The sequence below is a fragment of the Actinoplanes flavus genome (assembly GCF_017592555.1).
GTDB lineage: Bacteria > Actinomycetota > Actinomycetes > Mycobacteriales > Micromonosporaceae > Actinoplanes > Actinoplanes flavus.
The window spans coordinates 54702-81686 of record NZ_JAGFNS010000024.1 but is presented as its reverse complement, the minus strand read 5'-3'; the positions used below and the strand labels follow the sequence as shown (position 1 = coordinate 81686).

Genomic DNA, 26985 nt, shown 5'->3' with positions numbered 1-26985 from the left:
AAAGGGATTCGATGCCCGGCGCGAGGAGCCGGAGTGGGGCGAGCGGTCAGGACGGGGTGCGGCGGGTATGCCGGGGTGGGTTGCGCCTCCCGTCCCGGACACCGCTGTGTCCACGGTCGCCGCAACCCACCCTAGTAGCGGTGGTACGTCTAGGGAAGACGCCACTGCTGGTTCGCGCCGGTGTGACAGTCCCAGAGGTGGATCTGCTGGCCGTCGGCGGAGCTGTTCTGCGACACGTCCAGGCACCGGCCCGACTGCGGGTTGCGCACCGTGCCGCCGGACTGCGCGGCCCAGTTCTGGGCGCCGGAGCCGTTGCACGTCCAGAGCTGGACCCGGGTGCCGTTGGCGGTGCCGCCACCGGACACGTCCAGGCACTTGTTCGACTGCGGGTTACGCCAGACCTGGCCGCTGACCTGCCAGGTCTGGGCGCCGCTGCCGTTGCACGTCCACAGCTGGACCTTGGTGCCGTCGGCGGAGCCGCCGTTGCTCACGTCCAGGCACTTGCCGGCCAGTCCGACGACCGGCCCGGTGCCACCGACGGGGCCGCCCAGCTCCTTGATCCGGATGTTGCGGAACGACGCCTCGTCGCCGTCACCGTGGTTCTGGATGCCGATGTGGCCGGCCAGCGACCGTACCGGATCGGTGTTGGTGTAGTCGTTGATCTTGACGCCGTTGAGGAAGACCTGCAGGCGCTCGCCCTCGACCCGGATCTCGTAGGTGTTCCACTCCCCCGGCGGGTTGAGCGCCGCGTCCCGGGCCGCGATGTCGGCGGCCTTGAAGGTGTAGACCGAACCGGTGGTGCGGTCGGCCGCGTCGGTGGCGTCGATCTGGATCTCGTAGCCGTTGTTCACCGCCGACCACGGGTCGCTCGACGGCGGGAACCCGAGGAAGACGCCGGTGTTGTCGTCCCCGGCCAGCCGCCAGTCGAGCTTGAGCGAGTAGCTGGTGAACTGCTTGGCCGAGTACCAGTACAGGCCCATCCCGCCGGTGGATGTCAGGGTGGCGTCGGCGCTGGTGAAGGCGCCGGGACCGGCCTGCGACCAGCCGCTGGTGGAGCCGTTGTAGAGCGGGGTGTAGCCGGTTTCCGGGCGGCAGTCGGCGTGGGTTCGTCTGGCGGTGTAGCGGATGCCGCCGAGCAGGTGCGCCCGAAACGCCGGCTCGCTGTACGCCGACGCGGTGTGCCCGCCGCCGGTGTAGAACGACCGGCCCGCGTCGAGGGTCTTGCACCAGGCGTGCGGGTGGTCGGCGCCCATCGTGCCGCCCGAGTAGGAGCTCTCGTCGAGGGTGGCCAGCACGTGGGCGGTGCTGCGGGCGTTGGTGCGGTAGTCGTACCACTCGTCGGTGCGTGTCCAGGACTGCGGCAGGTGGGCGGTGGCCGCGTGCGCCCGGTCCTCGACCTTGACGGTCGCCGGCTGGACCGCCGGGTGGGAGGCGAACCAGGCGCCGGCGAGCTGGCCGTAGAACGGCCAGTCGTACTCGGTGTCGGCGGCCGCGTGGACGCCGGTGAAACCACCACCGCCCCGGATGTACGCCTCGAAGGCGCTCTGCTGGTTCGCGTCGAGGACGTCGCCGGTGGTGTTGAGGAAGACGACCGTCTCGAAGCGGGCCAGGTTGGTGGCGGTGAACGCGGTCGCGTCCTCGGTGGCGGTCACGGTGAAGTTGTTCGCCGCGCCCAGGTCGCGGATCGCCTGGACGCCGGCGGCGATGGAGTCGTGCCGGAATCCGGCGGTCTTGGAGAACACGAGGACGTCGTAGGCGGGATCGGCGGCGACGGCGGGCGCCGCCACGGCGGTGCACGCCACGGTGGTCAGCGCGGCGACGATGGCTCGGGCAAGCATCGGTTCTCTCCTCACTGAGGCAGGTTCCACAGTTGGTTGGCGGCGCCCAGGCAGTCCCAGATGTGGATCTGCTGGCCGTCGTTCGGCTTGACCTCGGAGACGTCCAGGCATCGGCCGGAGGCCGGGTTCCGGACCGTCCTGTCGGCCGGCGCGGTCCAGTTCTGGGCGGCGGTGCCGTTGCAGGTCCACAGCTGGACCTTGGTGCCGTTGGCGGTGCCGCCGCCGGCCACGTCGAGGCACTTGCCCGACTGCGGGTTGCGCCACACCTGGCCGTCGACCGTCCAGACCTGCGCGGCGGAGCCGTTGCAGGTCCACAGTTGGATCTTGGTGCCGTCGGCGGTGCCACCGCCGTTGACGTCCAGGCACTTGCCGGCGAGGCCGGTGACCGGGCCGGTAGGGGCCTTGACGAGGGTGAACGCGTCGACGTCGAAGAGGGCGCCCGTGCCGCCGCTGAACGTCAGGTACAGGGTGGTGGTGCCGGCCGGCGGGGTGGTGAGGGCGCCGCTGACGTCGGTGAAGACGTTCCAGCCGCCGGTCACCGGCACGGCGGCCGAGCCGAGCACGGTTCCGGTCGCCGAACCGGCCCGCACCTGGATCGTGCCGCCCACCCCGGCCGACGAGACCCGGGCGCTGAAGCGGGACACGTTGCCGAGCTGGTACGGCTGGAACGCGATCCAGTCGCCGTTGTGGATGTCCCCGACGGTCTTGCCGCCCTCGGCCTCCGGCTTGTTCATCGGGGCCACCCCGGCGGAGGTCTTGTAGTGCTCGGCCTGCCGGTGCGCGGGTTGCAGGGTGTGCTGGGCGTGCGTGGTCAGGCCGCCGGCGTCGGTGTACTCGGCGTCGAACACGGCGAAGATGTTCGCCGCGGTGTCGTGCTCGCCGTCGACCGGGATGGTGAGCGTGCCGGTGCAGCCGGTCTTCGAGGTGATCTGGTGGCCGTGCTGGTCGTGGCCGAGCACATAGGTCATCTTGACCTTGGCGCAGTCGATCGTGGCGTCCTCCGGGTCGGTGACGGTCACCGCGTAGGCGACGGTGTCGCCGAAGGAGAACACCCGCCCGTCACCGGGCGCGCCGATGCGTACCGTGGGGGCGGTGTTGCCGACGCCGACCTGCACGTTGTCGCTGCCGGTGGCGCCCTGCGGGTCGGTGACGGTGAGTTTCACGTCGTAGGCGCCGTTGGCCGTGAACGTGTGCGACGGGTTGGCCGCCGTGGAGCTGCCGCCGTCGCCGAAGTCCCACCGGTAGGTCAGCGCCCCGCCCTCCGGGTCGGTGGAGCCGGCCGAGGAGAACTGCACGGTCAGCGGCGCCTGGCCGGAGGTCTGGTTGGCGTTCGCCACCGCGGTCGGGGCCCGGTTGCCGCCACCGACGTAGTCGTACCGGTACAGCGCCGAGTTCTCGTCGCCGTTGAAGTAGCCGGTGCCGTAGTCGAGCACGTAGAGCGCGCCGTCCGGCCCGAACGCGAGGTCCATCACCTGCTTGCCGTTCCAGGTGAACGACGAGATCTCGCCGACCGAACCGTCGGCGCCGACGTGGATCGGCTTGATCCAGCCGCGGCCGAACTCGGCGGCGAAGAAGTGCCCGTCCAGGGACTGCGGGAACTTCGTGGTGGACGGGTTGGCCGCGTTGTACCGGTAGACCGGGCCGCCCATCGGCGATTCCGAGCCGCCACCGAACTCCGGTGGGGTGCCGGCGTCCCCGCCGTACCGGATCCAGGAGGTCTTGGCCGCCGGCAGCGTGCCGAGGCCGGTGTTGCGGGGCGAGTTGTTGACCGGCCCGGCCGCGCAGCCGAACTTGGCGCCGACGGCGCCGGTGGCGAAGTCGACGTCGGCGTACGTCTCGGCGGCGGTGTTGGTGCCGGTGCAGTACGGCCAGCCGTAGTTGCCGGGCGCGGTGATCCGGTTGAACTCGACCTGGCCGCTCGGGCCGCGCGTGGACGACGATCCCGCGTCCGGCCCGTAGTCGCCGACGTAGACCACGCCGGTGGCCTTGTCGACGGTCATCCGGAACGGGTTGCGGAACCCCATCGCGTAGATCTCCGGGCGGGTGCCGGCCGTGCCGGGGGCGAACATGTTCCCGGCCGGCGAGCTGTACGTACCGTCGGCGTTGACCTTGATCCGCAGGATCTTGCCGCGCAGGTCGTTGGTGTTGCCCGCGCTGCGCTGGGCGTCGAAGGCCGGATTGCGGTTGGCCCGCTCGTCGATCGGCGTGTAACCGTCGGACTGGAACGGGTTGCTGTCGTCGCCGGTGGACAGGTAGAGGTTGCCGGCCGCGTCGAAGTCGATGTCGCCGCCGACGTGGCAGCAGATGCCGCGGGTGGCCGGCACGTCGAGGACGGTGCGCTCGGCGCTGAGCTTCCAGTCGGCGGTGAGGGTGAAGCGGGAGAGACGGTTCACGCCGTTGAAGGCGGAGAAGTCGCTGCCGGTGTCCGGCGCGTCGCCGGCCGGGGTGCTCAGCGGCGGGGCGTAGTAGAGGTAGATGAACCGGTTGGTGGCGAAGCCGGGGTCGACGCCCACGCCCTGCAACCCCTCCTCGTCGTGGGTGTAGACCGCGAGGGTGCCGACGACGGCGGTGTTGCCGGCGGCGTCGGTGCGGCGCAGCGTGCCGTTGCGGGCGGTGTGCAGCACGGAGCGGTCCGGCAGCACGGCGAGGCTCATCGGCTCGCCGACCTCGGGCTCCCCCTTGGCGAGGGTGACCTGCTGGAAGTCGGCTGGGTCGACCGGGTGCGCCTGGGCTGGGGCCGGGCCGGTCGCGAGGATCAGCGCGGCGACGGAGCCGGCGGTCCACCATCGGCGGCGGGACGAAACGGGCATGGTGCGGCCATCCCTTCGGAGCTTGGGGAACGTGAGGAATGGGTGGTCGCGCCGCCGACGTCACCTGCCCGAAACAGTAAAGAAGCCATCGACTTTTGTCACTACGTACACAACTTTTCAACGCTGACGGTGAACTGTCTCGTGTGCCAGCGCCGTCAGCCGGTCCGCGACCTCCGGCGGCACCCCCGAACCGGCCAGCGCCGCCAGGGCGGACTCCACCCTCAGCTTGATCAGCCGTTCGACGCCGTCCAGCGCGCCGGTGTCGACGATGATCCGGCGCAGCTCGGCCGCACCGGCCTCGTCCAGATCCGGGCTGCCCAGCAGCGCCCGGATCCGGGCCGCCTGCCGGTGGCCGGCCGCCTCGCGGGCCAGCCCCATCAGCACCGTGCGCTTGCCCTCACGCAGGTCGTCCAGCACCGGCTTGCCGGTCACCGCCGGATCGCCGAACACCCCGAGCACGTCGTCCCGCAACTGGAAGGCGTCGCCGAGCGGATCACCGAACGCGGCGAACGTCTCCAGCAGGCCGTTCCCGGCGCCGGCCAGGGCCGCGCCGATCTGCAACGGCCGGGTCACCGTGTAGCGGGCCGCCTTGAGCCGGATCACGGTCAGGGCGCTGGCCGTCGAGCCGTCGCCGACCCCGGAGACCAGGTCGAGGTACTGGCCCGCGATCACCTCGGTGCGCATGGCGCCGAAGACCGCGTACCCCCGGCTCACCTGCTCGTCGCTCAGCCCGCAGCTCTGGAACATCTGATCCGCCCAGACCGCGCACAGGTCACCGCAGAGCAGCGCGGAGTTGCGCCCGTAGCTCGCGGCGTCGCCGCGCCACGACGACCGGCTGTGCAGATCGGCGAAGAGCGCGTGCACCGACGGCTCGCCACGGCGCCGCTCGCTGCCGTCCATGATGTCGTCGTGGATCAGCGCGAAGGCGTGGAAGATCTCCAGCGCGGCGGCCGCGGTGACGATGCCCGGATCGTCGTCGCCGCCGGCGCCGCACCAGCCCCAGTAGCAGAACATCGGCCGCAGCCGCTTACCGCCGGACAGCAGGAACCGTTGCAGTGTGCTGAACAGCCCCCGTGGCGCTCCCTCGGGCCACTGCGGGCCCTGCGCGGCGAGGAAGTCGGCGAGCCGGGCGTCGAAACGGGCCCGCAGTGTCACGGTCCCCTCCCCTACCGCTCGGCCAGACGCAACAGCAGGCTCTTCACCTCGGTGGCGGCGATCCGGCCGACCGCCCCGGCCGGGTCCGAGCAGAGCAGGACCGGGGCGTCCTCGGCGCGGTCCGGCAGGCGCCCGTGCGAGCCGCGGACCGCCCGCGCGCCGGCGTCCAGGCCGACCACCCGCATCAGGTACCGCATGCCGAGCTTCTTGCGGGCCAGCGCGACGGCCGCCCGGCGCTTCGCGGACGCCGGCCCGGCGGGATCGAGGAACAGCTCGGCCGGGTCGTAGCCGGGCTTGCGGTGGATGTCCACCAGCCGGGCGAAGTCCGGGGCGCGGGCGTCGTCGAGCCAGTAGTAGTAGGTGAACCACGCGTCCGGTTCGGCGACCAGCACCAGCTCACCGGAGCGTTCGTGGCCCAGGCCGTCGCGCACCTCGGCGACGCCCGGCAGATCGTCGAGCAGCGCCGCCACCACCGGCACGTCCGCCGGGTCCCGCACGTACACGTGGGCGATCTGGTGGTCGGCGACGGCGAACGCCCGGGACGTCCACGGGTCCAGGTACTCCATGCCGGCCTGCGTGTGGACCCGCAACAGGCCCTTCTCGCGCAGCCGCCGGTTCACGTCGACCGGCCGGCGCACCGGGGTGATGCCGTACTCCGACAGCGCCACGATCGTCGCCCCGCGGGCCCGCGCGGCGTCCAGCAGCGGGCCGAGCACCTCGTCCAGCTCGGCCGCCGCGGCCGCCGCACGCGGGTCGTCCGGGCCGTACCGTTGCAGGTCGTAGTCCAGATGTGGGACGTACACCAACGTCAGATCGGGGTCGTGGGCGGCCATCACGTGCTCGGCGGCCCGGCAGATCCACTTCGACGAGGCGATACCGGCGCCCGGCCCCCAATAGCTGAACAGCGGGAAGGTGTCCAGCTCGTCGTGCAACTCCGGCGGGTCGGTGTAGCAGTCCGGTTCCTTGCGCCCGTCCGCGTAGTAGATCGGTCTCGGGGTGATGGTCCAGTTGACGTCCGCGCCCATGGCGTACCACCAGCAGATGTTGGCGACCGTGTAGCCGGGGAACCGCTTCCGGGCGGCCTGCCACACCTTCTCCCCGCCGACCAGGGCGTGGTGCTGGCGCCACAGCAGCACCTCGCCCAGATCCCGGAAGTACCAGCCGTTGCCGACGATCCCGTGCCCGGCCGGGGTCTCCCCCGTCAGCAGGCTGGCCTGCACGCTGCACGTGACGGCCGGGAGCACCGGGTCGAGCCGGTTGACGGCGCCGATCGCCCGCAGCCGGGGCATGTGTTCCAGCAGGCGCGGGGTCAGCCCGACCACGTCGAGGACCACGAGTTTCGTCATGCGCGCGCTCCGGTCAGCTGGTCGCGGGTCCAGGCGAGCTCACCGGCGATGCCGTCGGCCAGTTCCGCGGGTGAGGTGGGCCGCTGCCCGGCCGGCAGGACGTCCCAGGTGTAGGTCTCCACGTCGAAGTGGTCGCAGTCCACGACGGCCAGCGCGTCCCGCAGCAGCGGTGTGGTGGCGGTCAGCGGTGGCGCCGGTGGCGCGTGCAGCGGCACGTGGAAATGGATGCGCCACGGGCCGGGCGGGTTCTCGGCGAGGGCGAGGTCGAGGTCGTCGCAGGCGTGCCCGGCGGCGGTCCGGGTCTGGTGCAGGAACCGGGGTTCGGCGTACCGCTGGAGCACCGGCCGGGCCGCGACCGGGTCGGCGACCTCCAGCGCGGCCGACACCTGCACCTTGACGATCGGGATCCCGGCCGCGGCCAGCCGGTCCACCGCGGCTTTCGGCTCCTCCCAGGCGCACGCCAGGTGGGCCAGGTCGAGGCAGACGCCGAGCCGGTCGGTGTCCGTGCCGGCCAGCATGTCGACGGCCTGCGCGCTGGTCTCGGCGACGCAGCCGGGCTCCGGTTCGAACGCCACCCGGACCACCCGGCCGGTCTGCCAGGCGATCTCGGACAGTCCCTCGGCGAGCCGGTCCAGCATCCGCCGGGCGGCGTCGCGCCGCTCGGCCGGCCACGGCTCCCGCCAGGCCAGCGGCAGCGTCGACACCGAACCCCGGTCGGCGTCGGCGGGCAGCAGATCGACCAGGATCCGGGCCAGGTTCAGGGTGTGGTCCAGCCGTTCCGGGGTGGTCCAGTCGGGCCGGTAGACGGCGTGTTTGACGACCGGCGCCTGGAACGCCTCGTACGGGAACCCGTTGAGGGTGACCACCTCCAGACCGCGCACGTCGAGTTCCCGGCGCAGCCCACGGCGCGCCTCGCCGTCCTCGGCGAGCACGGCCGCCACCGGCGCGGCCAGCCACAGGCCGAGCCCCAGCACGTCGGCGCCGAGCCGCTCCCGCACCGCGACGGCGTAGGTGTCGAGCTGGCCGATGATGCCGGACAGGTCCTCGGCCGGGTGCACGTTGGTGCAGTAGCTGAGATGGACCGGCCGGCCGTCCGGACGGTGGACCCGCATCAGCTGCCCCCTCGCAGGATCGAGCTGCCCTCGAACAGCGGACCGGTGTCGCCGGTGTCGCTCAGGTCGAGGCGCCCGGACAGGCTGTAGAACGCCACCGGGTTGCGCCACAGCACCCGGTCCACGTCGTCGTCGCTGAATCCGGCCGCCAGCATCGCCTCGCCGGTGCGCCGGGTCAGCAGCGGGTCCGAGCGGCCCCAGTCGGCGGCCGAGTTCACCAGCATCCGGTCCAGGCCGTGCGAGCGCAGGATCTCCACCATCCGCGGTGGCGACATCTTCGTGTCCGGATAGATCGAGAAGCCCATCCAGCAGCCGGTGTCCCGCACGTCGCCGACGGTCACCTCGTTGAGGTGGTCGACGAGCACCCGGCCGGGTGGGATACCGCTCTCCCGCACCACGTCGAGGGTTCGTTTCACGCCCTGCGCCTTGTCCCGGTGCGGGGTGTGCACGAGTGCCGGGAGCTCGTACTCGACGGCCAGCGCCAGCTGCACGGCGAACGCCTCGTCCTCCTCCGGTGTCATCGCGTCGTACCCGATCTCGCCGACCGCCACCACCGAGTCCTTGTCGAGGTAGCGCGGGATCAGGTCGAGCACCGGCCGGCAGCGGGGGTCGTTGGCCTCCTTCGGGTTCAGGGCGATGGTGGCGTGGTGGCGGATGCCGAACTGGGCGGCCCGGAACGGCTCCCATCCGACGAGGGAGTCGAAGTAGTCGGCGAACGAGCCGGGGTTGGTGCGTGGCTGGCCCAGCCAGAAGGCCGGTTCGACGACGGCGCGGACCCCGGCCTCGGCCATGCGCTCGTAGTCGTCGGTGGTGCGTGAGGTCATGTGGATATGCGGGTCGAAGATTCGCACGGGACCTCCCAGGGGATGGGATCAGGGGATGCGGTCGAGCAGGCGGTGCGCGTCCGCCGGCAGCTCACGCCCGGCCGCCGCACGCTCCGCGTGCAGAGCGGAGATCATCGCGGCCAGCTCACGGTCGGCACGTTGGTCCAGGTGGTCGACGTTCTTCAGGGGTACGCCGAGGAAGACGCATTTCAGGACGGCGTGCCGCCACGCGTGCTGATCGAGATGCCGGGCGTACGGGCCGAGCGCGGCCGTGATCAGGCGGGTGTCGTTGGTCCGTAACGCGTCGTGCAGCAGCGGCACCGCCTCCCCGCCGAGCGGCAGCTCCGGCAGCGCCTCCAGGACAGCCAGTTTCTCGGCCGCGTCGCCGTGCCGGTAGAGGTCGTCGACCCAGTGCGGCACCGTCTCCGGTGGCAGCGCGCGCAGCAACCGGGCCCGCGCGCCCTCCCCGGGACGGCATCGGCGGCCCGCCTGCGCGAACAGGCGCACGATCGACGGCGGATCCGCGCGGACCCTCGCGACGGCGTCGGCGAGCCAGGAGTTCCGCGCGGCCCGCAGGAACTCCAGGGACCGGGCCGCCACCGTCGGTGCGGCGTGCGAGTGCCGGGGCAGCTCCACGGCGACCAGACCGGCGTACCCGGCGGCGGACAGCGCCGCCAGCACCGGCGGGAAATCGATCTCCCCGTGGCCGAATTCGAGGTGCTCGTGGACGTCGCGCCGCATGTCGTCGATCTGGACGTTGACCAGGTGTTCGGCCACCGCCGTGACGCAGTCGGGCACCGGGATCGGCTCCAGGCAGCGGCAGTGCCCGATGTCCAGGGTGATGCCGAATTCGGCCGGGGCGCCGAGGTCGGCGTGCAGCCGCCGCCAGCCGGCGATGTCCGGCACGAGCATCCCCGGCTCCGGCTCGAAGCCGAGGGTCACGCCGCGCCGCCGCGCCACCTCCACGATCTGCGCGCAGCCGTCGACGAGCCGGTCCCAGGCGGTGGACTCGCCGACCGTGGCGGGACGCACCCCGGCCCAGAACGACACCGCCTCGGCGCCGAGGTCCGCGCCGATGTCGACGGCCCGAGCCAGGAACTCCAGCCGCGGCTCGCGGTCGTCGTCGAGCAGGGTCGGCGCGTGCTTGCGCCACGGATCGAGCAGGTACCGGGCGCCGGTCTCGATCACCACCGACAGGCCGAGCGACGACAGCCGCGCCGACAGCGCGGCGACCCGGCGGGCCAGACCGTCCGCGAACGGATCGAGGTGGTCGTGGTCGAGGGTGAGCGCCACCCCCTCGTACCCCAGGTCGGCGATCACCGCGAGCGCGTCGTCGAGCCGGTGGTTGGCGAACCCGTTGGTGCCGTAACCGAACCGCAGGCCGCTCATGTCGGGCTCACCTTCCGTGCCAGCGGGCCGGCCAGCAGCGCGGCGCCGGCCACCGCCACGCCCGCCGCGGGACGGCCGGCCCGGGCGGTCAGGGCGCCCTGCAACGCCGGGAACGCGGTGATCCCGGCCGTCACCGCCCCCTGCAACGTCGCCGCGTCCGGGCTGGCCAGGGCGCGTTGCTGGGCGGCGCCGAAACGGGCCGCGTACCAGGCCGAGAGCAACCCGGAGACGGTCGCCGTCCGGGAGGCGGCGGCGCCCGCGACGACCGCGGTGCCGGCCAGGGTGGAGGCGGGCAGCGTGACGGTCGCGCCGGTCGTCTCACGGCGGGACAACAGCGTGATCAGGTACGTGTGCGCGGCGACCGTGGCGGCCGCCGGAAGCGCCGCCCGCCGCCGCCCCGAAGCGGCGCCGAGCAGCACGTCGAGCCCGCGGCAGGCGGCCATCACCGCCGGTCCGGCGGCGGTCTGCTTGGCCACCAGGTCGTACGCCCAGACCGCACCGGCCAGCGGAACCGCGACCGTGGCGGCCCGCCGGCCCCCGGCGAGCGCGGCGATCGCGACTCCCGCGCCGGTCAGCGCCGCGGCGACACCCAGGGCGGCACCGGGCCGGACCCGGCCGGACGGGATGGGCCGGGCCGGCCGCTCGACCGCGTCGATCTCCCGGTCCGCCCAGTCGTTCGCGGCCATGCCCGCCCAGTAGAGGCAGACGGACGCCCCGGCCAGCGCCAGGGTCCGCGGGCGCAGGGTGCCGGCCGCGGCCGCTCCGGCGATCACGTCACCGGGCACCGACAGGGCGGCGGGCGCGCGTACCAGCTCGGCCAGATCCCGCCAGCCGGTCACGGCAGTGCTTCCTCGGGCATGCCCTCCCGGCCCTCGCCCGCGGCCGGCTGATCATCTCGCGCCGGCTGCCGCTCGGTGCCGTCGGTCTCGCCGGGTGCCCGGTCGAGGCCGGCGACGAACGCGGTGAGCATCCGGAACTGGTCGGCCAGGCCGTGCGGGACGTCGCCCGGTGGGTCCTTGAAGAAGAACGCCAGCTCGGTGAGGGCCCCGGAGCGCCCGGCGGCGTGTGCGGCGCCGGTCAGCCGGGCCAGGTCCAGCACGAGCGGGGCGGCCAGGGCCGAGTCGCAGCCGTGCCAGGTGAACTCCAGGCGCATCCGGGTGCCGAGGAAACCGGCGAAGGTGACCAGGTCCCAGGCGGTCTTGAAGTTGCCGATGTCCTCGACGTACTCGATCCGGACCGTGCCCTGAGGCTGCTCGCCCAGCGTCTCCCGCAGGACCCGCTGCTTGCTCGCGCTCTTGGCGTCGTTGGCGGCCGGGTCGGCGAGGTTGGCCCCGTCGCCGCCGCCGAGCAGGTTGATGCCGGACCAGGTGAGCACGTCCAGGTTGCGCTGGGCGAACATCGGCGCCAGCACCGACTTGAGCAGGGTCTCCCCGGTCTTGCCGTCGCGGCCGGCGTACGGCAGCCCCTGCCCCCGGGCCAGTTCGTCGAGGGCGGGCAGCCGCGCGCCGGTGGACGGGGTGAAGTCGACGTACGAGCAGCCGGCCCGCAGTGCCGCGTAGGCGAACAGCGCGCTCGGCGGCAACGCCGGCCGTCCCGCGGCGAGGGCGGCCTCCAGCAGGCCCAGTTCGGCGTGCGCCGGATCCGGCTCGGCGACCGGCTCGGTGGAGGCGACGTTCACCACCACGACCCGGTCCAGCCGGTGGCGTTCCCGGAACTCCGCCAGGTCGGCGATGATGAGGCCGGCCGTCGCCGCCTGGGTCCGGCCGGCCGGCAGCGGGCGGATGCGGGCGTCCACCGCGGCCAGGTCGGCCTGCACGGCGGCGACCAGGCGCGCCGGGACGACCCCGGCGTCGGCCAGGGCCTCGGCCCGCTTGGTCAGCGGCACGGTGGACGGATCGTGACCGCCGAAGACGAGATCACCGAAACCGGGAAGGGCGGCGCTGCTCAGGCCCGGCAGCTCGGTGACGCACCCGGTCGGCGCGGCCAGACCGGCGCGCATGGCCAGTGCTCCGACAATGCTGGTGACCGCGACGCTGCCGCGACCGCCGACCAGCCAGACACCCAGGGACATGACTCCTCCGAATTCGTTGGCGGGCGGGCAGGCGGAACCGGTGCGGCGTTCCGGCTCCGCCTGCCGTTCAAGGGGTCACCCGGCGCGGCGCGGGAATCCCGTCCGTGCCGCGCCGGATGGCGGTCGCCTCTCCCGCCACCCGTCCGGACACGGGGCGCACCGTGTCCGGACCCTCGCGGGTGGTGGAAGAGCCCGGTCATTGCGCAGGGGTCAGGCGGCCACCTCCGCGAGGATCGGCTCGACGTCCGTCCAGCCGGAGCCGCTGCCGGCCGAGCGGAGGACGGCGTCCAGCACCAGCTGGACCTGGAGGGCGTCGGTGAACGACGGCGCCGGGTCGGCGCCGGTGGCGATCGCCTCGATCAGGTCGCGGGCCTGGTGGGTGAAGGAGTGCTCGTATCCGATCCCGTGGCCGGGCGGCCACCACGCGGACAGGTACGGGTGATCCGGTTCGGTCACCAGGATCGTGGTGAAGCCCTGCTCGGTGGACGGTTCGGCGGCGTCGTAGAACTCCAGCTCGTTCATCCGCTCGAAGTCGAACGCGATCGACCCCAGCGATCCGTTGATCTCCACGCGCAGCCCGTTCTTGCGGCCGGTCGCGAACCGGGTGGCCTCGTAGGTGGCGATCGCGCCCCCGTCGAGCCGGGCCAGGAACAGCGCGGCGTCGTCGACGGTCACCAGCCCGGTAGCGACCGTGCCGTTGCCGTCCCCGGCCGCCGCGCTGAGCCCGCTGGAGGCCTGCGGCAGCGGCCGTTCCTTGACGAACGTCTCGGTCAGCGCGGTCACCCCGGTGATGCGCTGACCGGTGACGAACTGGGTGAGGTCGATGATGTGCGCCCCGATGTCCCCGAGCGCACCGGAGCCCGCCTTGTCCTTCTGCAACCGCCAGACCAGCGGGAACTGGGGATCGGTGATCCAGTCCTGGAGGTAGGCGGCGCGGATGTGCCGGATGTCGCCGATCCGCCCGTCGGCCACCATCCGCCGCATCAGCGCGACCGCGGGCACCCGCCGGTAGTTGAATCCGCACATCGACCGGACGCCGGCCGCCGCGCCCCGTTCCGCGGCGGCGGCCATCTGCCGGGCCTCGTCGATCGTGTTGGCCAGCGGCTTCTCGCAGAGGACGTGTTTACCGGCGGCGAGGGCCGCGATCGCGATCTCGGCGTGGCTGTCCCCGGGCGTACAGATGTCGATCAGGTCGATGTCGTCGCGGGACACCAGTGACCGCCAGTCGGTGGTGTGCTGCTCCCAGCCGAGCCGGGCCGCCGCCGCGGCGACGTTCGCCTCGTCACGGCCGCAGACCGCCGTCATCCGGGCGTGCAGGGGCAGGTCGAACACGCGGTTCACGGTGCGCCACGCCTGTGAGTGCGCGGCGCCCATGAACGCGTAGCCGACCATGCCGACCCGCAGTTGCGATTGCGTGGACAAGATGGGTCTCCCCCCGTACGCGGTCAGAACCCGAGCTTCGCGTAGGCGCTCGCGTTCCCCTTCGTGATGGTCTCCGAGGCCAGCACGATGTCCTTGGGCACCTGGAGTTCCACCAGGTCGGACATGCCCTTGTTCTGGCCGATCAACCGGGCCAGCGAGATGGCCGACGAGGCCATCGACGGGCTGTAGGTGACCGTCGCCTTGAGCACCGTGTTGTCGGCCTGGATCGTCTCGATCGCCTGCTTGGAGCCGGCGCCGCCGACCATGATGAACTCGCTGCGGCCGGCCTGGTTGATCGCGGCCAGCACGCCGACGCCCTGGTCGTCGTCGTGGTTCCAGAGCGCGTCCATCTTCGGCAGCGCCTGCAGCAGCTGCGCCGCCTCCTGCTGGCCGGAGTCGACGGTGAACCGGGCCGCACGACGGTTGGCCACCTTGAACCCGGCCGCCGCCAGCGTGTCGCTGAAGCCCTTGGACCGTTCCTGGGTCAGCTCCAGCTCGTCCATGCCGGCGATCTCGCCGATGACCGGAGCGGTGACGCCCTTCACCTTCATCTGGGTGATGATGTAGTCGGCCGCGGCCACACCCATGCCGTAGTTGTCGCCCTTGATCTGCGTCCGGTAGGCGCGGGCGTCGGGGAAGGCGCGGTCCAGGTTGACCACCGGGATGCCGGCGGCCATCGCCTCGAGACCGAACGAGTTGAGCTCCTTGCCGTCGTGCGGCAGCAGCACGATGACGGTGGGTTTCTGGCCGATCAGCGTGGACAGCGCCGCACGCTGGGCGGCGGCGTCCGCGCCCGCCTCCACCGACTTGAACTCGACGTCCGAGTAGGCCTGGGCCTGCGCCTTGGCGTTGTTGGTGATGGCCGCGATCCACCCGTGGTCGGCCGCGGGGGCGGAGAAGCCGATGACGACCTTCTGACCCGGCGCCGCGTTGCCCTGTGCGTCACCGGTGTCCTTGGTCTGCGCCGTGGTCGGCGCCGCTTCGTTGCTGGTGCACGCGGTGAGAAGGGCTCCCGCACCCACCGCGGCGCCGCCGAAGAGCAGCCTGCGCCGCGACAGGTCGGAGTTCGTCTTTTCCATGGCCATCTCCTATGTCTCGTCTCGAAGGACGGGGGTGTGAAGGGTGTGCGAGACCCGGCGGCCGTCCGACGGACGGTCACCTCGCGGAAGAAGCGGAATTCAGCTGGTGGTGGTGGCCCGGTTCCGGGCGATGAACTGCGTGACGGACTTGAAGCGGAACTGCTGGACCAGGACCGCGGCGACGATGATGCCGCCCTTCACCATGTTCTGGGCCTCGGTGGAGAGACCGTTGATGGCGAACAGATTGGTGATCGTCGCGAAGATGAGCACACCCAGGATGGAACCGACGATCGTGCCCCGTCCCCCGCTGAGCAGCGTGCCCCCGATGATCGCGGCGGCGATGGCGTCCAGCTCGTACAGGTTGCCCATGGCCGCCTGCGCGGACGTCGCCTGCGACGTCAGCATGATCGCGGCGATGCCGCAGCACAGGCCGGACAGCCCGTAGAGCAGCATGGTGTGCCGTTTGACGTCGATGCCGGCCAGGCGCGCGGCCTCCGCGTTGCCGCCGACCGCCACCGTGCGCCGGCCGAACGTGGTGCGGTTCAGCAGCACCCAGCCGGCCACCGCGACGACGGCGAGGATGTAGACCAGCAGCGGGACGCCCAGGACCCGGTCGCTGGCGAGACTGTTGATGAAGGCGTTCGAGGAGATCTGCGTCTGCTTGCCGGAGATCGCCGCGGCCAGGCCGCGGGCCGACACCAGCATCGCCAGGGTGGCGATGAAGGGCACCAGACGCCCGTACGAGATGAGCACCCCGTTGATCAGGCCGACGGACACGCCCACCACGATCGCCGTGAAGATCATGCCGATGGTGCCGTACGACTGGGTGGCCAGCGTCGTGCACCACACCCCGGCCAGGGCCACGATCGCCCCGACCGAGAGGTCGATCCCGCCGCCGATGATGACGAACGTCATCCCGACCGTGACCACGCCGACGACCGACGCCAGCTGCAGGATGGACACCATGTTGTTCCACACCCAGGTGGAGTCGCTGTAGAGCTCCGGCTGGGTGACGGCGCCGATGACGATCAGCGCGACGAGCACACCGACCAGAACCAGGTTGCGGACCACCGACTCGCTGGACTCCCCGGCCCACGACCGCTTCTGCGCGGCTCCGCCCGGTGGTTCCGTGGCGGCGCCGGGCACCGCCAGACCGGTGCCTTCACTGAGCGTCACGCTGGCGTCCCTTCCATCAACGACCCCGCCATCACGAGGTCGAGCACCGTGTCTTCGTCGAGTTCGTGAGAGGGCGCCTGGCGTACCACCCGGCCCTCGCGCATCACCAGCACGCGGTCGGACAGACCGAGCACCTCGGGCACCTCGCTGGAGACCAGCAGCACGCCCACCCCTTCCGAGGCGAGCCGGCGGATCACCCGGTAGAGCTCGGCCCGCGCGCCGACGTCGACGCCGCGGGTCGGCTCGTCGAGCAGCAACAGGCGGGTGTCGCCGAGCAGCCAGCGCCCGACCACGACCTTCTGCTGGTTGCCGCCGGACAACGTGCCCACCGGCCGGCGTACGTCACGCGGGCGAAGGTCCAGCGACGCGGCGATCCGGTCGGTCTCGGCCCGTTCGCGCCCGGCGTCGGTGAAGCCGAGCCGGGCCAGGCCGCTGAACGTCGCCAGCGTCATGTTGCGGTAGATCGGCTCGCCGAGCAGCAGCGCCTGGCTCTTGCGCTCCTCGGGGGCCATGCCCATACCGGCTCGAACGGCCGATCCGACGTTCCCGGGCCGCAGCTTGCGCCCACCGAGCGTGACGGTGCCGGTGTCGGCCCGGCGCGCGCCGTAGACGGTTTCGAGCAGTTCGGAACGGCCGGATCCGACCAGTCCGGCGATGCCGACGATCTCCCCGGCGGCGACGGTGAGCGAGACGTCGCGGAACTCGCCGGCCCGGCTCAGGCCGTCGACCCGCAACAGCTCCTCGCCCCGTGGCGGCTCCTGCGGGCGGGGCGGGAACACGTACTCGATGGTCCGGCCGGTCATCCGGCTGACCAGCTCGCTGGTCGGGGTGTCCTTCGCCGACAGGTTCGCGGCCGTGGTCCGGCCGTCCTTGAGAACGGTGACCCGGTCGCCGATCTCCCGGATCTCCTCCAGCCGGTGCGAGATGTAGATGACGGCGATGCCCTGGGCGGTGAGGCTGCGGATGATCCGGAAGAGGTTCTCCACCTCGTCGTGGGCGAGCACCGCGCTGGGCTCGTCCATGATCAGCAGCTTGGCCTCCTGGGACAGTGCCCGCGCCATGCTGACCACCTGCTTCCCGGCGGCCTGCAACGCGTGGACCATCCGGCGGGCCGGGATCTCCTCGTGGCCGAGCGACCCGAGGATCCGCCGGGTCCGGTCGGCCATCGCGCCCCGCCGGATGAACCCCAGCCGGCGCGGCTCGTGGCCGAGGAACACGTTCTCCGCCACCGACAGGTCGTCGACCAGGTCGAGTTCCTGGTAGATGGTGGCGATGCCGGCCTTCATGGCGGCCTGCGGGTTGGCGAACGCGGCCGGCTGGCCGAGCCATTCGACCGTGCCGGCGTCCGGCCGGTGCACCCCGGACAGCACCTTGATCAGGGTGGACTTGCCGGCGCCGTTCTGCCCGAGCAGGCAGTGCACCTCACCGGCCCGCACCTCCAGCTGCACCCCGTCGAGGGCTCGCACGCCGGGGAACGTCTTGACCAGATCGGTCAGCCGCAGCACCACGTCCGGCTCGCTCATGCCGTCACCTCCGCTTCGCTCCGGCGCCGCCATGAGTTCACAACTGAGCCCGATGATTCGCTCGCAAGCTCGCTCATGACGCCTGCTCGAAGGCGACGTCGCTGGCCAGGACGGCCGCTCCGGTGACCCCGGCCCGGGAGCCGAGCTCGGAGAGCACGATCGGGAGGTTGCCGGTGGCCAGGGGCAGTGACCGGCGGTAGACGGCGCTGCGGATCTCCGCGAGCAGGATGTGACCCAGCTGGGCGAGCCCTCCCCCGATCACGATCATGGACGGGTTCGCGAAACTGACCAGGGAGGCGAGCACCGAGCCGAGCCGGTGCCCGCCCTCGCGGATCAGCTTGATGCAGGCGACGTCCCCCTCGGTGGCGCCCTCGGCGACGTCGCGGGCGGTGAGCACGCCGCGGGCCGCCAGCCGGTCGGCGAGCGCGGGCGACCCGGCGCGGGCCGCGACCATCGCGTCGCGGGCCAGCGCGGTGCCGCTGAACAGGGCTTCGAGGCAGCCGACGTTGCCGCACGAGCACATCGGACCGTGCGGGTCGACCTGGATGTGGCCGATGTCGCCGGCACAGCCGTCGGTGCCGCGGTAGACGTCGTCGTTGAGGTAGATGCCGCAGCCGATGCCGGTGCCGATCTTCACGAACAGGAAGTCCTGCACGCTGTGCGCCACACCGCCGTGCTGCTCACCGACGGCCATGATGTTCACGTCGTTGTCGACCACCGCGGGGCAGCCGTGCTCGCGGGTGAGCAGCTCCCGGACGCCGAACCGGTCCCAGCCCGGCATGATCGGCGGCGAGACCGGCACCCCGTCACGGAAGCTGACCGGCCCCGGCACCCCGATCCCGATCGCGTCGAGCCGGTCGTAGGCGCCCTCCACCCGCGCCTTGGCCAGCAGTTCGTTGACGCGGTGCAGGATCACCTTGGGGCCCGACCGGATGTCGGCCTCTTCGGTGTAGTTGGCCACCGGTTCCAGGCGGCCGTTGGTCACCTCGACGTCGATCGAGCTGGCGCCCAGGTCGACCGCGGCGAACCGCAGCCTCGGGTGCAACTCGACGAGCGTCGAGCGGCGGCCGCCCCGGGAGGCGGCCATCCCGGCCTCGACGAGATAGCCCGCGGCGACCAGGCGTTCCACTTCGGCCAGCAGCCGCGGGCGGGGCAGTTGCAGGCGATCGGCCAGCTCGGCCCGCGAGATGGCGCCCTCGTTCCGCAGCAGGCGTAGCAGCCGCAGGTAGGGAGGATCGATCGTCATACGCACGTTGGCTCCACATCCGCACGCCACAGCGTGCCGCGCTCGCCGATGTCACATCGATGCCTTGCCGATGTGTTACATGCGCCACAGTAGAAGTGAATGTTCTAGCTGTCCATAGCTTCCAGCTGATCCACCTCAAACTTTCGACAGATCCTGCAAAAGCTCCGGCGATACTCCTCTCAAGCAAGATCCTTCAGACCGAAACCCCAACCACCCAGGGGTACGCCCGGCGGCAGCCCCGGCCACTGCGCGGGCAGGAGCGGGCACTCCACCGATCGGTGGCAGAAGTCCGGCAGCAGGTCACGTACGTCCAGGTCCAGGCCGCCGTCGAGGACTCCCAGGTCGTCCGGGACGCCGATGATCAGCGGCCGGCCACGGTGATCGCGATGCGGGTGCGGACGGTGCGGACGGTGCCGACTCGGCCGGCCGGCGGTGGACGTGACGGAGGGCTTGTTCGCAGGCTTCACCGCGGGCGCGGGCTTGACGACGGGCTTGGCCGCGGGCTCGTGAGCGGGAACCACGGCCGGCTTCACCGCGGGCCGCACCGTGGCGGGCCGGGGGCGGACCGGCTCAGCGGTCACCGGCGCCGGACGGCTCGGGCCGGGCTTCACGACGGCCGGGCGGGCGACCGCGGGCACGGGGGAACTCGTGACCGGTGACAACTGGGCGACGGACGGCGTGGAATAGCCGGTAGGCCCCGACGGCCGGGTCGCCGGAGGGGTGGGCGAGCTGGCGGGCCACGACGGCGGGGTCACGGTGGGCGTGGCGGGACCGGCGGGCGCCGCCGCCTGCGTGACGGTGAGCGTGGGCGAGACCGTGGGCGCCGCCTGCGTGACGGTCGGCGTCACCGAGATGGTGGGCGCCACCGCCTGCGTGACGGTCGGCGTGGGGGAACTCGCCGGCGGCGCCGTCTGCGTGACGGTGGGCACGGGCTTGACCGGGTTGCCCCGCGAATCGAGGATACGCAGCACGAACGCGTCGGCATCGGGTGTCGGGCTCGGGACGGGGGCGGGGACGGGACCGCCACTGCGAGCGATGGGCGGTGGCAGCAGCGTCGTGATGACCGCGACCCCGGCGACGGTGACGATCCGGCGCATCCGGGTGACCTCCTCGGGCTGGTGGAACCAAACCACCCGAGGCTAGCCGCATATCCGACAAAACGGTCATTCCTCGCATAAGTCCACCCCCTGTGGGTGTCCGCCGTAACACCCGCCCCGCACTCGCCGCTGATGACGGTCAGGGTGGTGACACCGAGGGAGCCGGGGAGGTCTTCGCCGCGCGGGTGTGCTCGACGGCGGCGATCGTGGCCGCGTCCACGGTTCCGGTGGGCTCGACCCCCAGGTTCTTCTGGAACGCCTGGAGCGCCTCGGTCAGCTCGTCGGTCCACGTGCCGTCGACCGGCCCGGACCAGAACCCGGCCAGCTTCAAGGTCTGCTGAACGGCCGCGGTGGACGCGATCGCCGCCTCGGCGGCCGCACCGCCCTTGGCCCGCAGATCCTCCTGCAACGCCGCGTCGGTGGCCTTGTCGACGGTTCCGGTCCCGGTCAGGCCGTGCGCCTTCTGCACGGCCCGCACCGCGTCGACCGTGGCCGGACCGTAGACGCCGTCCACCTCGGCCCGGTAGTAGCCGGCCGTGGACAGCGACTTCTGCACCGCCAGGGTGTAGTCGCGGGCCCGGCCCCGCTGGTCCTCGGTCACGCAGCCGGCCTCGCCCAGCAGGTCCAGCCACGACATCTCCAGCGCGACGGCCGCCGCGTTGAACCGCTCCGACGCCTGCCGCATCGGCGTCTGGTCGCCGATGCCCGCCTGCGCCGCGGTGAAGTCGGCGTCGGCCTGTTTCACCCGGCTGACCGTGGTGTCGGCGACGGACGCCCGTGGTTCGGGCGTCGGCGACGGCGACGGCGACGGGGCGGGCGGCAGCGACGCCCCGGTGCGGGCGGACGTCACGGCCGCGGCCGCCTCGGCCAGATCCTTCTCGGCGTCCGCGACCGCCTGCCGGGCGGCGGCGAGCTTCTCGACCGAGGTGACCACCTCCGACCGGGGTTCGGCCAGGTCGGCGCCGGCCCCCTTCACGTCGCCGACGGTCGGCGCGGTGCCGGTGATCAGGTCGCCGTACCGGTCCAGGGCGGTCACGTAGGAGGAGCTGGTCCGGCAGAAGGCGTCGACCTGGCCGGCCAGTTCGGCCTGTGCCCCGGCGAGCGCCTCCTGCGCGTCGGCGAGCTGCCGTTCGGCGATCCGGACCCGGGCGTCGCCGTCGCCGTTGCCGCATCCGGTTACCGCGAGAATCCCGGTGAGAAGCAGGATCGGTACGCGGGCCCGCATGTCAGCGGCGGTCGTTGCGCTTGCGAAGAATCACCACGACGCCCGCGACCACCAGCAGCAGGGGCAGCACCAGGCCCCACATCAACATTCCGTTCATGCGCCGATCGTCGCAGTCCGGGCGCCGCCTCCGGATCATCCCGGCGGGATGAGGAGGCGGAACGACACGATCAGCGGTTTCCCCGCCGGGGGTGATGCGCCGGGAATAGTCTGCCGGTATCCGGCGAGACGGGGGGCGGAGGGCTGCCACATGAGGCCTCTGGGACCGGCGTCCGAGGCACCGGCCGGGCCGCGTTCGCCGCACCTCATGGTGGCCTTCGTGACGGTCACCGTGCTCGCCGTCGGCTCCGCGCTGTCACCGCCGCACATGCTCCTGTTCGGCATGGTGGCCATCGGAACCGCGTTCGCCGGCGCCTCGGCGCGCCCGCGCGGCGTGCTGGCCGTCGGCTGTTACGCGTTCGTCGCGGCGTTCGCCGTCTCCACCTGGCAGGGGATGCTCGGCACCCCCGACCAGATCCTGCGGCTGCTGCTGGTCGCCGGGATCATCCCGATCAGCTGGGCGATCGCCCTCCACCTGCGGCTGCTGCTGCGGGCGACCGCGGAGGCGGCCGGCGAACGAGGCATGCTGGCCGCGATCGTGGAGCAGTCCACCGACGCGATCATCGCGCTGGGCCTGGACGGCACGGTGCTGAAGTGGAACGCCGGCGCGGAAGGCCTGTACGGCTACCGGGCCGCGGAGATGATCGGCGAGAGCTTCACCCGCGTGCTGCCGGCGGAGCGGCTGCCGGTCTACGAGCGATGGCTGGCCGAACTGAACGCCGGAAAGCACGTGATCCTCGACGAGGCGCCGCGGATTCGCAGCGACGGCACGGCGTTCCTGGTGTCGGTCGCGGCGGCGCCGATCCGCGACGAATCGGGCCGGGTGATCGCCGCGGCGACCACCGAACGCGACATCACCGCCAAGAAACGGCGCGAGGCCGAGGAGCGGCAGGCCCTGGAGCGGAGCGCCCGGGCGGCGCGGATGGAGAGCCTCGGGCAGCTGGCCGGCGGGGTGGCCCACGACTTCAACAACCTGCTCGCCATCATCCTCAACTACGCCGACTTCCTCACCGACGAGGTCACCGCCGACGGCCGCCGGGATCTCGACCGCATCCGCGACGCCGCCGACCGGGCCCGGTCCCTGACCGGCCAGCTGCTGCTGTTCGCCAGACAGGAACCCACCCAGGTCGAGAACGTCGACCTCAACGAGGTCGTCAGCAGCTCCAGCGAGCTGCTCAGCCGCAGCATCGGCACGAACATCGAGCTCGTCTGCCGCACCCACGACCAACCCCTTCCGGTACGCGCGAACCGCGGCCGCCTCGACCAGATCCTGCTCAATCTCGTCATCAACGCCCGCGACGCGATGCCCGACGGCGGCATGGTCGTCGTCGGGACCGGCCCGACGCCCGACGGCGGCACCCGGCTGACGGTCGCCGACACCGGCTGCGGGATGACCGCCGAGGTCCGCGACCGGCTCTTCGAACCGTTCTTCACCACCAAACCCGCCGACCGGGGCACCGGACTGGGCCTGGCCACCGTCTACGGCATCGTCGAGGACGCCGGCGGCCACATCGGCGTCGAGTCGTCGCCGGGCGCGGGCACCACCTTCACCGTCGAGCTTCCGCGGGCCGACGGCCCGGCGCCCGGTGCGGCGGGGACGTCGGCGGCGGGTCCGTCGCAGGGTCACGGTGAGCACGTGGTCGTTCTCGAGGACGAGGATTTCGTACGCGACGCGGTGCTTCGGATTCTGCGGGAGAACGGTTTCCGGACCACCGCCCTGAACGAACACGATCCGGCCGCCACCGTCCTGGACGACGCCGACCTGCTCATCGCCGACATCGCGTTGCGCCACAGGTCCGGACCGGAGGTCGCCGCCGGGCTGCGCCGCCACCACCCCGGCCTGCGGGTGCTGTTCATGTCCGGCTACAGCGAACGGGACCTGCGCGACCGCTACCAGCTCGACGACTCGGTACGGATCGTGCCGAAGCCCTTCACCGCCGCCGAGCTGCTCGCCGCGGTCGGCGACACCCTGGCGCCCACCGCCGCGGACAGCGGCCGGGGACGCCCGGGCTAGAGGCTCGCGGCCGGTAGCCCGCTCCGAGCGGGCACGAGTGCCGTCAGCCGGCGCAGATCGGGGCGATCGCGCCGTGCAGGGCCTTCTCGTGCAGCGGGTCGAGCCGGTGGCGGCGGTCCGCCTCGCCCTCCGCGACGAGCAGCAGGTCGCGGCAGCGCCGGGTGGCGGCCCGCAGGTCCGCGGTGGCGGCGAGCCGGTCGATGAACGCGGCCGTGATCCGGTCCAGGCGCGGGCGCACGTCGGCGGCCAGATCGGGCCGGTCGGCGGGGGCCCGCTCGGGGTGCCGGGTCCACCGGTCGAACAGCCCGCGCTGCACCGTCTTGCTCATCTCGATCTGAGCCCGGAAGAAGACGACCGTCTCGGCGGGGCCCAGTCCGGCCTCGGCGGCCATCGCGGCGGCCCGGTCGAGCACCTGCTGTTCGCGGACCGGATCGTCGATCGGCTGATCCGTGCCGAACTTGGCGGCGGCGACCCGGTCGGCCAGCAGCAGGCGCTCGGCCGAGAGGTCGACCAGCGCGTTCAGATCACCCGACGGCGGCAGCGCGGTCGTCATCGTCGCGGCCAGCCCGGCGACCAGCAGGTACATCACGTCGAGATCTTATTCGGAGGGCCGGGACCGAATTCCTCACCGATCACCATTCCTAATCCGATCGGGTGACCAATTGTCTTCACGTTTGCGGATGCCTAATACGGTTTTCCCGTCCCATCCGGAATGACATTCAAGAGGAATCCGCATGAGATCTCTCCCGGGGATCAGGTATCAGGCCGCCGCTGTCGCCGCGCTCATGGTCTGCATCGCCACCGTCAGTGGGGGCTGCGCCCAGCGAGTCGCCGTCCAGGCCCTGGCCCGGGGCGTTCCCGCGGCCGCGGCTTTCTTCGATCTGGGGCTGGACGCCGACGCCGACGTCGGCGCGGTCACGGCCCTCATGGGCGGCACGAGAAATGGCGATCAGCCTGGCCTGTACGGCGGTTCCCGCAACAGGAAACGCTGCGCCAAGAAGAAGCTCGCCCAATTCCTCGAGGATCCGGCCAACCGCAAGAAGGCCCGGGCGTGGGCCGACGTTCAGGGCATCGAGGTCGACCGGATCGACGATTTCGTCGAGGACCTCACGCCGGTGCTGCTGCGCAACGACACCCTGGTGAAGAACTACGACTACCGCAACGGCCGGGCGGACGGCTTCGACGCCCTGCTGGAGGCGGGAATCGCGGTCCTGGTCGACAGATTCGGCAGACCGGTGGTGAAGTGCAATTGCGGCAACCCGCTGGGCACCTTCGAACACGACCCGGACGACATCACGGTCTCGTTCACCGGCCGGAACAAGAAGTGGAAGACACACCGCCCGGAGAAGGTCGTCAAGGTCGAGCCGGCGGCCGGGAGGCGGGCGGTCAGCGCGTACGAGCTGGTCGACGTCGACAATGCGGACGCCGGGCTGGAACGGCGCGCCGGAACGGACGGCGACCAGGATTCGCCGCTGCCGGACGACCCCGGCGGCGAGGATGCCGCCGGCCCGGCCCCCACGGTGACGGACATGCCGACCGAGAGCCCGGACCCGGTCGAGGAGACCAGCGGCCCACCTGTCGAGACCTCGGCTGTAGAGCCGACCACCACGACCGAACCCACCGGTGAGCCGGCGGGCGGATCCCCCGCCCCGACCAGCTGACCGCCGAACCGGCCGGGCCGTCAGGTGGCTCTGGCCACGGCGCCGGCGATGACCACCTCGAGACAGTCATGGAACAGGTCGTCGACGGTGCGGCCGGGCTCGAAGTAGTCGGTGACGGCCGCGATCACGGTCGGGTGCTGCCGCGTGAACGTCTCCATGTCGAAGCCTTCGAGCGCCTCCGCGTCCGGGCGGGGGGCCTGCTCCTCGAGGACGTGGCCGACGGTGAAGCGCTCGACGGTCAGGACGATCACCCGGGCCCGCCGCAGCGGCACGCCGCGGTCCACGAGGGTGCTCATGGCCAGTTCGGAGATCGCGGTCATGGTGCGGGAGAGCTGGGCGGTGGAGATCACCCGGGCACCGTCCGGATGGGCGAGCATCGCCCGGCGCAACCGCCCGGCCAGGTCGCTCAACCAGTCCCGCCAGTGCTGCTCCGGCGCGGGCGGTGACCGGTCGGCGAACTCCTGGTCGAGGATCGCGTCGGCGATCGCGGTGACCAGGGCCGCCTTGTTGGGCACGTGCCAGTAGAGCGTCGGCGACCGCACGCCCAGCCGCGCGGCGAGTTTGCGTGTCGTCACACCGTCGAGCCCGTCGGCGTCCAGCAGCGCGACGGCCTCCGCGACGATCCTCTGTCGGTCCAGCGCCAATGCGGTACCTCCCGACCGCACTCTATCAGTGCTAGAGTCGCTCTATCACCGATAGAGAGGACGATGGCGATGACGACCAGAGGCTCGCTGGCCGACCTGCTGCACCGGGCGACACATCGCGTTCCCGGCGTTCCGGCGCATGCCGAGCGGCGGCCCGGCGCCACCCCGCGCCTTTCGCTGAACCACCGGTGGAACCATTCGCCCGCCCGCCCGCCGCGCTTCCTGCCAGGTTGGCAGCACCGGATCGCGACGCTCTTCACTCGGGAGTCGTGACGCCGCCGCCGCGCTGTCAGGTCCAGTCGTGGCGGGCCGCGTGCCACCCGAGTTGCATGCGGGTCTGGACGCCGGCCAGGTCCATCAGGTGCCGTAGGCGCCGTTGCAGGGTGCGCAGCGAGAGGTCGAGCTGGGCGGCGACGGCCTGATCGGTGAGCCCGGCGAGCAGCAGCGCCAGGATGGTCCGGTCCAGCGCCGTGACGACGTCCGCGGCCGGCTCGCCGAGGCCCGCCAGATCCAGCGGGTGAGCGTGGCTCCACACCGTCTCGAAGAGCGCGTCCATGGCGGTGAGCAGCCCGGACCGGTGCAGCAGGACGGCGCCCGGCTCCTCACCGACGGCGACCGTCAGCGGCACCAGGGCCAGCTCGTCGTCGGCGAGCATCAGCTTGATCGGCAGCGACTCGGTCACCCGGACCTGGACGCCCTGCCGCAGCGACTCCATCGTCTCGGCGACCATGCCGGGCGAGGAGAGCGCCGGCTGGTCGATGACCACCCGGTAGCGCACCCCCTGGGCCACCATCTGCGACTCGACCGGGTTGGCGCCCGGCGGCACGGCCACGAACGGCGTGGTGACGAAGGTGCGGACCTGCCGCCGGGCGGCGTGCTGCACCTGCGCGAACCGGTGCCGGATCGCCTCGACCCCGGTGACCACCTCGATCAACTCGCTGATGGTGCGGCCGGCCATCGCCTTGCGGTGCTCCTCGGCGAGGGTGACCAGGGCCAGTTCGGCGTTGCGCAGCTCGGCCCGCCGTTCACTGATCATGGCGCCCAGCGCCACCGCCGGGGGCGCCGCCGCGAACGCGCCGTCCGGTGTGGACTTGATCAGGCCGCACGCGGTCAGCTGGAACAGCGCGTCCTCGATCACGGCGACCGGCAGTCGCAGGGCGACGGTGAGCTCGGCCAGGCCGGCCTGGGCGCGACCGGCGAGGACACTGTAGACCGACTCGTGGTCGGGGCTCAGGCCCAGAGCGGCGAGCATCGGTG

General features: G+C 72.1%; 22 protein-coding genes. 3 read left to right on the top strand and 19 right to left on the bottom strand.

Features of this window, described 5'->3' with window-relative positions:
* Positions 1 to 149: 149 nt before the first annotated feature.
* The 16 genes from J5X75_RS30795 to J5X75_RS30720 form a co-directional block, all read right to left on the bottom strand.
* On the bottom strand, positions 150 to 1838 hold the full coding sequence (locus tag J5X75_RS30795) for a ThuA domain-containing protein (protein WP_208471048.1): 1689 nt from the start codon (positions 1836 to 1838) through the stop codon (positions 150 to 152).
* An 11-nt stretch (positions 1839 to 1849) separates the two neighbouring features.
* Positions 1850 to 4648: a PQQ-dependent sugar dehydrogenase gene (locus J5X75_RS30790; RefSeq protein WP_208471047.1), complete on the bottom strand. Its 2799-nt coding sequence runs from the start codon at positions 4646 to 4648 to the stop codon at positions 1850 to 1852.
* Positions 4649 to 4765: 117 nt separating this feature from the next.
* Positions 4766 to 5803 (bottom strand): polyprenyl synthetase family protein, encoded by a 1038-nt coding sequence (locus J5X75_RS30785; protein WP_208471046.1) that lies wholly within the window; start codon positions 5801 to 5803, stop codon positions 4766 to 4768.
* An 11-nt stretch (positions 5804 to 5814) separates the two neighbouring features.
* Positions 5815 to 7149: an alkaline phosphatase family protein gene (locus tag J5X75_RS30780; RefSeq protein WP_208471045.1), complete on the bottom strand. Its 1335-nt coding sequence runs from the start codon at positions 7147 to 7149 to the stop codon at positions 5815 to 5817.
* Complete coding sequence (gene eboE / locus J5X75_RS30775; protein ID WP_208471044.1) at positions 7146 to 8261, bottom strand: metabolite traffic protein EboE; 1116 nt, start codon at positions 8259 to 8261, stop codon at positions 7146 to 7148. Before eboE ends, J5X75_RS30780 begins: the two co-directional genes overlap by 4 nt.
* Entirely contained in the window at positions 8261 to 9112 is an 852-nt protein-coding gene (locus tag J5X75_RS30770; protein ID WP_208471043.1) for a TatD family hydrolase, read from the bottom strand. The genes eboE and J5X75_RS30770 overlap by 1 nt, the downstream gene beginning before the upstream one ends.
* 21 nt (positions 9113 to 9133) lie before the next feature.
* Positions 9134 to 10474 carry an EboA domain-containing protein gene (locus tag J5X75_RS46155; RefSeq protein WP_307798359.1) on the bottom strand — a complete coding sequence of 447 codons (1341 nt, stop codon included), beginning with the start codon at positions 10472 to 10474 and terminating at the stop codon, positions 9134 to 9136.
* Positions 10471 to 11313, bottom strand: a complete 843-nt coding sequence (locus J5X75_RS30760) for an SCO3242 family prenyltransferase (RefSeq protein ID WP_208471042.1) — start codon at positions 11311 to 11313, stop codon at positions 10471 to 10473. Before J5X75_RS30760 ends, J5X75_RS46155 begins: the two co-directional genes overlap by 4 nt.
* Positions 11310 to 12545 carry an inositol-3-phosphate synthase gene (locus J5X75_RS30755; protein WP_208471041.1) on the bottom strand — a complete coding sequence of 412 codons (1236 nt, stop codon included), beginning with the start codon at positions 12543 to 12545 and terminating at the stop codon, positions 11310 to 11312. The genes J5X75_RS30760 and J5X75_RS30755 overlap by 4 nt, the downstream gene beginning before the upstream one ends.
* Positions 12546 to 12755: 210 nt before the next feature.
* Entirely contained in the window at positions 12756 to 13937 is a 1182-nt protein-coding gene (locus tag J5X75_RS30750) for a Gfo/Idh/MocA family protein (protein WP_208471109.1), read from the bottom strand.
* A gap of 53 nt (positions 13938 to 13990) precedes the next feature.
* Positions 13991 to 15046, bottom strand: coding sequence for a substrate-binding domain-containing protein (locus J5X75_RS30745; RefSeq protein ID WP_208471040.1), 1056 nt, complete (start codon positions 15044 to 15046; stop codon positions 13991 to 13993).
* Positions 15047 to 15145: 99 nt separating this feature from the next.
* A complete protein-coding gene (locus tag J5X75_RS30740) occupies positions 15146 to 16117 on the bottom strand; it encodes an ABC transporter permease (RefSeq protein WP_307798365.1) in 972 nt (323 codons plus the stop codon).
* A 101-nt stretch (positions 16118 to 16218) separates the two neighbouring features.
* The gene (locus J5X75_RS30735; RefSeq protein ID WP_208471038.1) at positions 16219 to 17745 is read right to left on the bottom strand and encodes a sugar ABC transporter ATP-binding protein; all 1527 of its coding nucleotides are present in this window, start codon (positions 17743 to 17745) and stop codon (positions 16219 to 16221) included.
* Between the two features lie 73 nt (positions 17746 to 17818).
* Positions 17819 to 18991, bottom strand: coding sequence for an ROK family protein (locus J5X75_RS30730; protein ID WP_208471037.1), 1173 nt, complete (start codon positions 18989 to 18991; stop codon positions 17819 to 17821).
* A gap of 179 nt (positions 18992 to 19170) precedes the next feature.
* The gene (locus tag J5X75_RS45650; protein WP_208471036.1) at positions 19171 to 20088 is read right to left on the bottom strand and encodes a hypothetical protein; all 918 of its coding nucleotides are present in this window, start codon (positions 20086 to 20088) and stop codon (positions 19171 to 19173) included.
* A gap of 139 nt (positions 20089 to 20227) precedes the next feature.
* The gene (locus J5X75_RS30720; protein ID WP_208471035.1) at positions 20228 to 21313 is read right to left on the bottom strand and encodes a peptidoglycan-binding domain-containing protein; all 1086 of its coding nucleotides are present in this window, start codon (positions 21311 to 21313) and stop codon (positions 20228 to 20230) included.
* A 247-nt stretch (positions 21314 to 21560) separates the two neighbouring features.
* On the opposite strand from J5X75_RS30720, the gene J5X75_RS30715 reads away from it, so the two are divergent.
* Positions 21561 to 23423 (top strand): hybrid sensor histidine kinase/response regulator, encoded by a 1863-nt coding sequence (locus J5X75_RS30715; protein ID WP_208471034.1) that lies wholly within the window; start codon positions 21561 to 21563, stop codon positions 23421 to 23423.
* Positions 23424 to 23466: 43 nt separating this feature from the next.
* Here J5X75_RS30715 and aroQ read toward each other — a convergent pair whose 3' ends face one another.
* Positions 23467 to 24009, bottom strand: a complete 543-nt coding sequence (gene aroQ, locus J5X75_RS30710) for a gamma subclass chorismate mutase AroQ (protein ID WP_238490135.1) — start codon at positions 24007 to 24009, stop codon at positions 23467 to 23469.
* 148 nt (positions 24010 to 24157) lie between these two features.
* Between aroQ and J5X75_RS30705 the strand changes: the two genes are divergently transcribed.
* Complete coding sequence (locus J5X75_RS30705) at positions 24158 to 25084, top strand: DUF6777 domain-containing protein (protein WP_208471032.1); 927 nt, start codon at positions 24158 to 24160, stop codon at positions 25082 to 25084.
* 20 nt (positions 25085 to 25104) lie between these two features.
* Here the strand turns inward: J5X75_RS30705 and J5X75_RS30700 are convergent, their stop codons facing one another.
* Positions 25105 to 25728 (bottom strand): TetR/AcrR family transcriptional regulator C-terminal domain-containing protein, encoded by a 624-nt coding sequence (locus J5X75_RS30700; protein WP_208471031.1) that lies wholly within the window; start codon positions 25726 to 25728, stop codon positions 25105 to 25107.
* 69 nt (positions 25729 to 25797) lie between these two features.
* On the opposite strand from J5X75_RS30700, the gene J5X75_RS30695 reads away from it, so the two are divergent.
* A complete protein-coding gene (locus tag J5X75_RS30695; protein WP_208471030.1) occupies positions 25798 to 26001 on the top strand; it encodes a hypothetical protein in 204 nt (67 codons plus the stop codon).
* Positions 26002 to 26017: 16 nt separating this feature from the next.
* Here J5X75_RS30695 and J5X75_RS30690 read toward each other — a convergent pair whose 3' ends face one another.
* Positions 26018 to 26980, bottom strand: coding sequence for a helix-turn-helix domain-containing protein (locus J5X75_RS30690; RefSeq protein WP_208471029.1), 963 nt, complete (start codon positions 26978 to 26980; stop codon positions 26018 to 26020).
* Positions 26981 to 26985 lie beyond the last annotated feature (5 nt).

Excerpts from the sequence above, each read along its gene's own strand:
- J5X75_RS30795 (WP_208471048.1), bottom strand. The coding sequence starts at position 1,838 with ATGCTTGCCCGAGCCATCGTCGCCGCGCTGACCACCGTGGCGTGCACC.
- J5X75_RS30790 (WP_208471047.1), bottom strand. The coding sequence starts at position 4,648 with ATGCCCGTTTCGTCCCGCCGCCGATGGTGGACCGCCGGCTCCGTCGCC.
- J5X75_RS30780 (WP_208471045.1), bottom strand. The coding sequence starts at position 7,149 with ATGACGAAACTCGTGGTCCTCGACGTGGTCGGGCTGACCCCGCGCCTG.
- eboE (WP_208471044.1), bottom strand. The coding sequence starts at position 8,261 with ATGCGGGTCCACCGTCCGGACGGCCGGCCGGTCCATCTCAGCTACTGC.
- J5X75_RS46155 (WP_307798359.1), bottom strand. The coding sequence starts at position 10,474 with ATGAGCGGCCTGCGGTTCGGTTACGGCACCAACGGGTTCGCCAACCAC.
- J5X75_RS30755 (WP_208471041.1), bottom strand. The coding sequence starts at position 12,545 with ATGTCCCTGGGTGTCTGGCTGGTCGGCGGTCGCGGCAGCGTCGCGGTC.
- J5X75_RS30750 (WP_208471109.1), bottom strand. The coding sequence starts at position 13,937 with ATGGTCGGCTACGCGTTCATGGGCGCCGCGCACTCACAGGCGTGGCGC.
- J5X75_RS30745 (WP_208471040.1), bottom strand. The coding sequence starts at position 15,046 with ATGGAAAAGACGAACTCCGACCTGTCGCGGCGCAGGCTGCTCTTCGGC.
- J5X75_RS30735 (WP_208471038.1), bottom strand. The coding sequence starts at position 17,745 with ATGAGCGAGCCGGACGTGGTGCTGCGGCTGACCGATCTGGTCAAGACG.
- J5X75_RS30730 (WP_208471037.1), bottom strand. The coding sequence starts at position 18,991 with ATGACGATCGATCCTCCCTACCTGCGGCTGCTACGCCTGCTGCGGAAC.
- J5X75_RS45650 (WP_208471036.1), bottom strand. The coding sequence starts at position 20,088 with ATGCGCCGGATCGTCACCGTCGCCGGGGTCGCGGTCATCACGACGCTG.
- J5X75_RS30720 (WP_208471035.1), bottom strand. The coding sequence starts at position 21,313 with ATGCGGGCCCGCGTACCGATCCTGCTTCTCACCGGGATTCTCGCGGTA.
- J5X75_RS30715 (WP_208471034.1), top strand. The coding sequence starts at position 21,561 with ATGAGGCCTCTGGGACCGGCGTCCGAGGCACCGGCCGGGCCGCGTTCG.
- aroQ (WP_238490135.1), bottom strand. The coding sequence starts at position 24,009 with ATGTACCTGCTGGTCGCCGGGCTGGCCGCGACGATGACGACCGCGCTG.
- J5X75_RS30705 (WP_208471032.1), top strand. The coding sequence starts at position 24,158 with ATGAGATCTCTCCCGGGGATCAGGTATCAGGCCGCCGCTGTCGCCGCG.
- J5X75_RS30695 (WP_208471030.1), top strand. The coding sequence starts at position 25,798 with ATGACGACCAGAGGCTCGCTGGCCGACCTGCTGCACCGGGCGACACAT.
- J5X75_RS30690 (WP_208471029.1), bottom strand. The coding sequence starts at position 26,980 with ATGCTCGCCGCTCTGGGCCTGAGCCCCGACCACGAGTCGGTCTACAGT.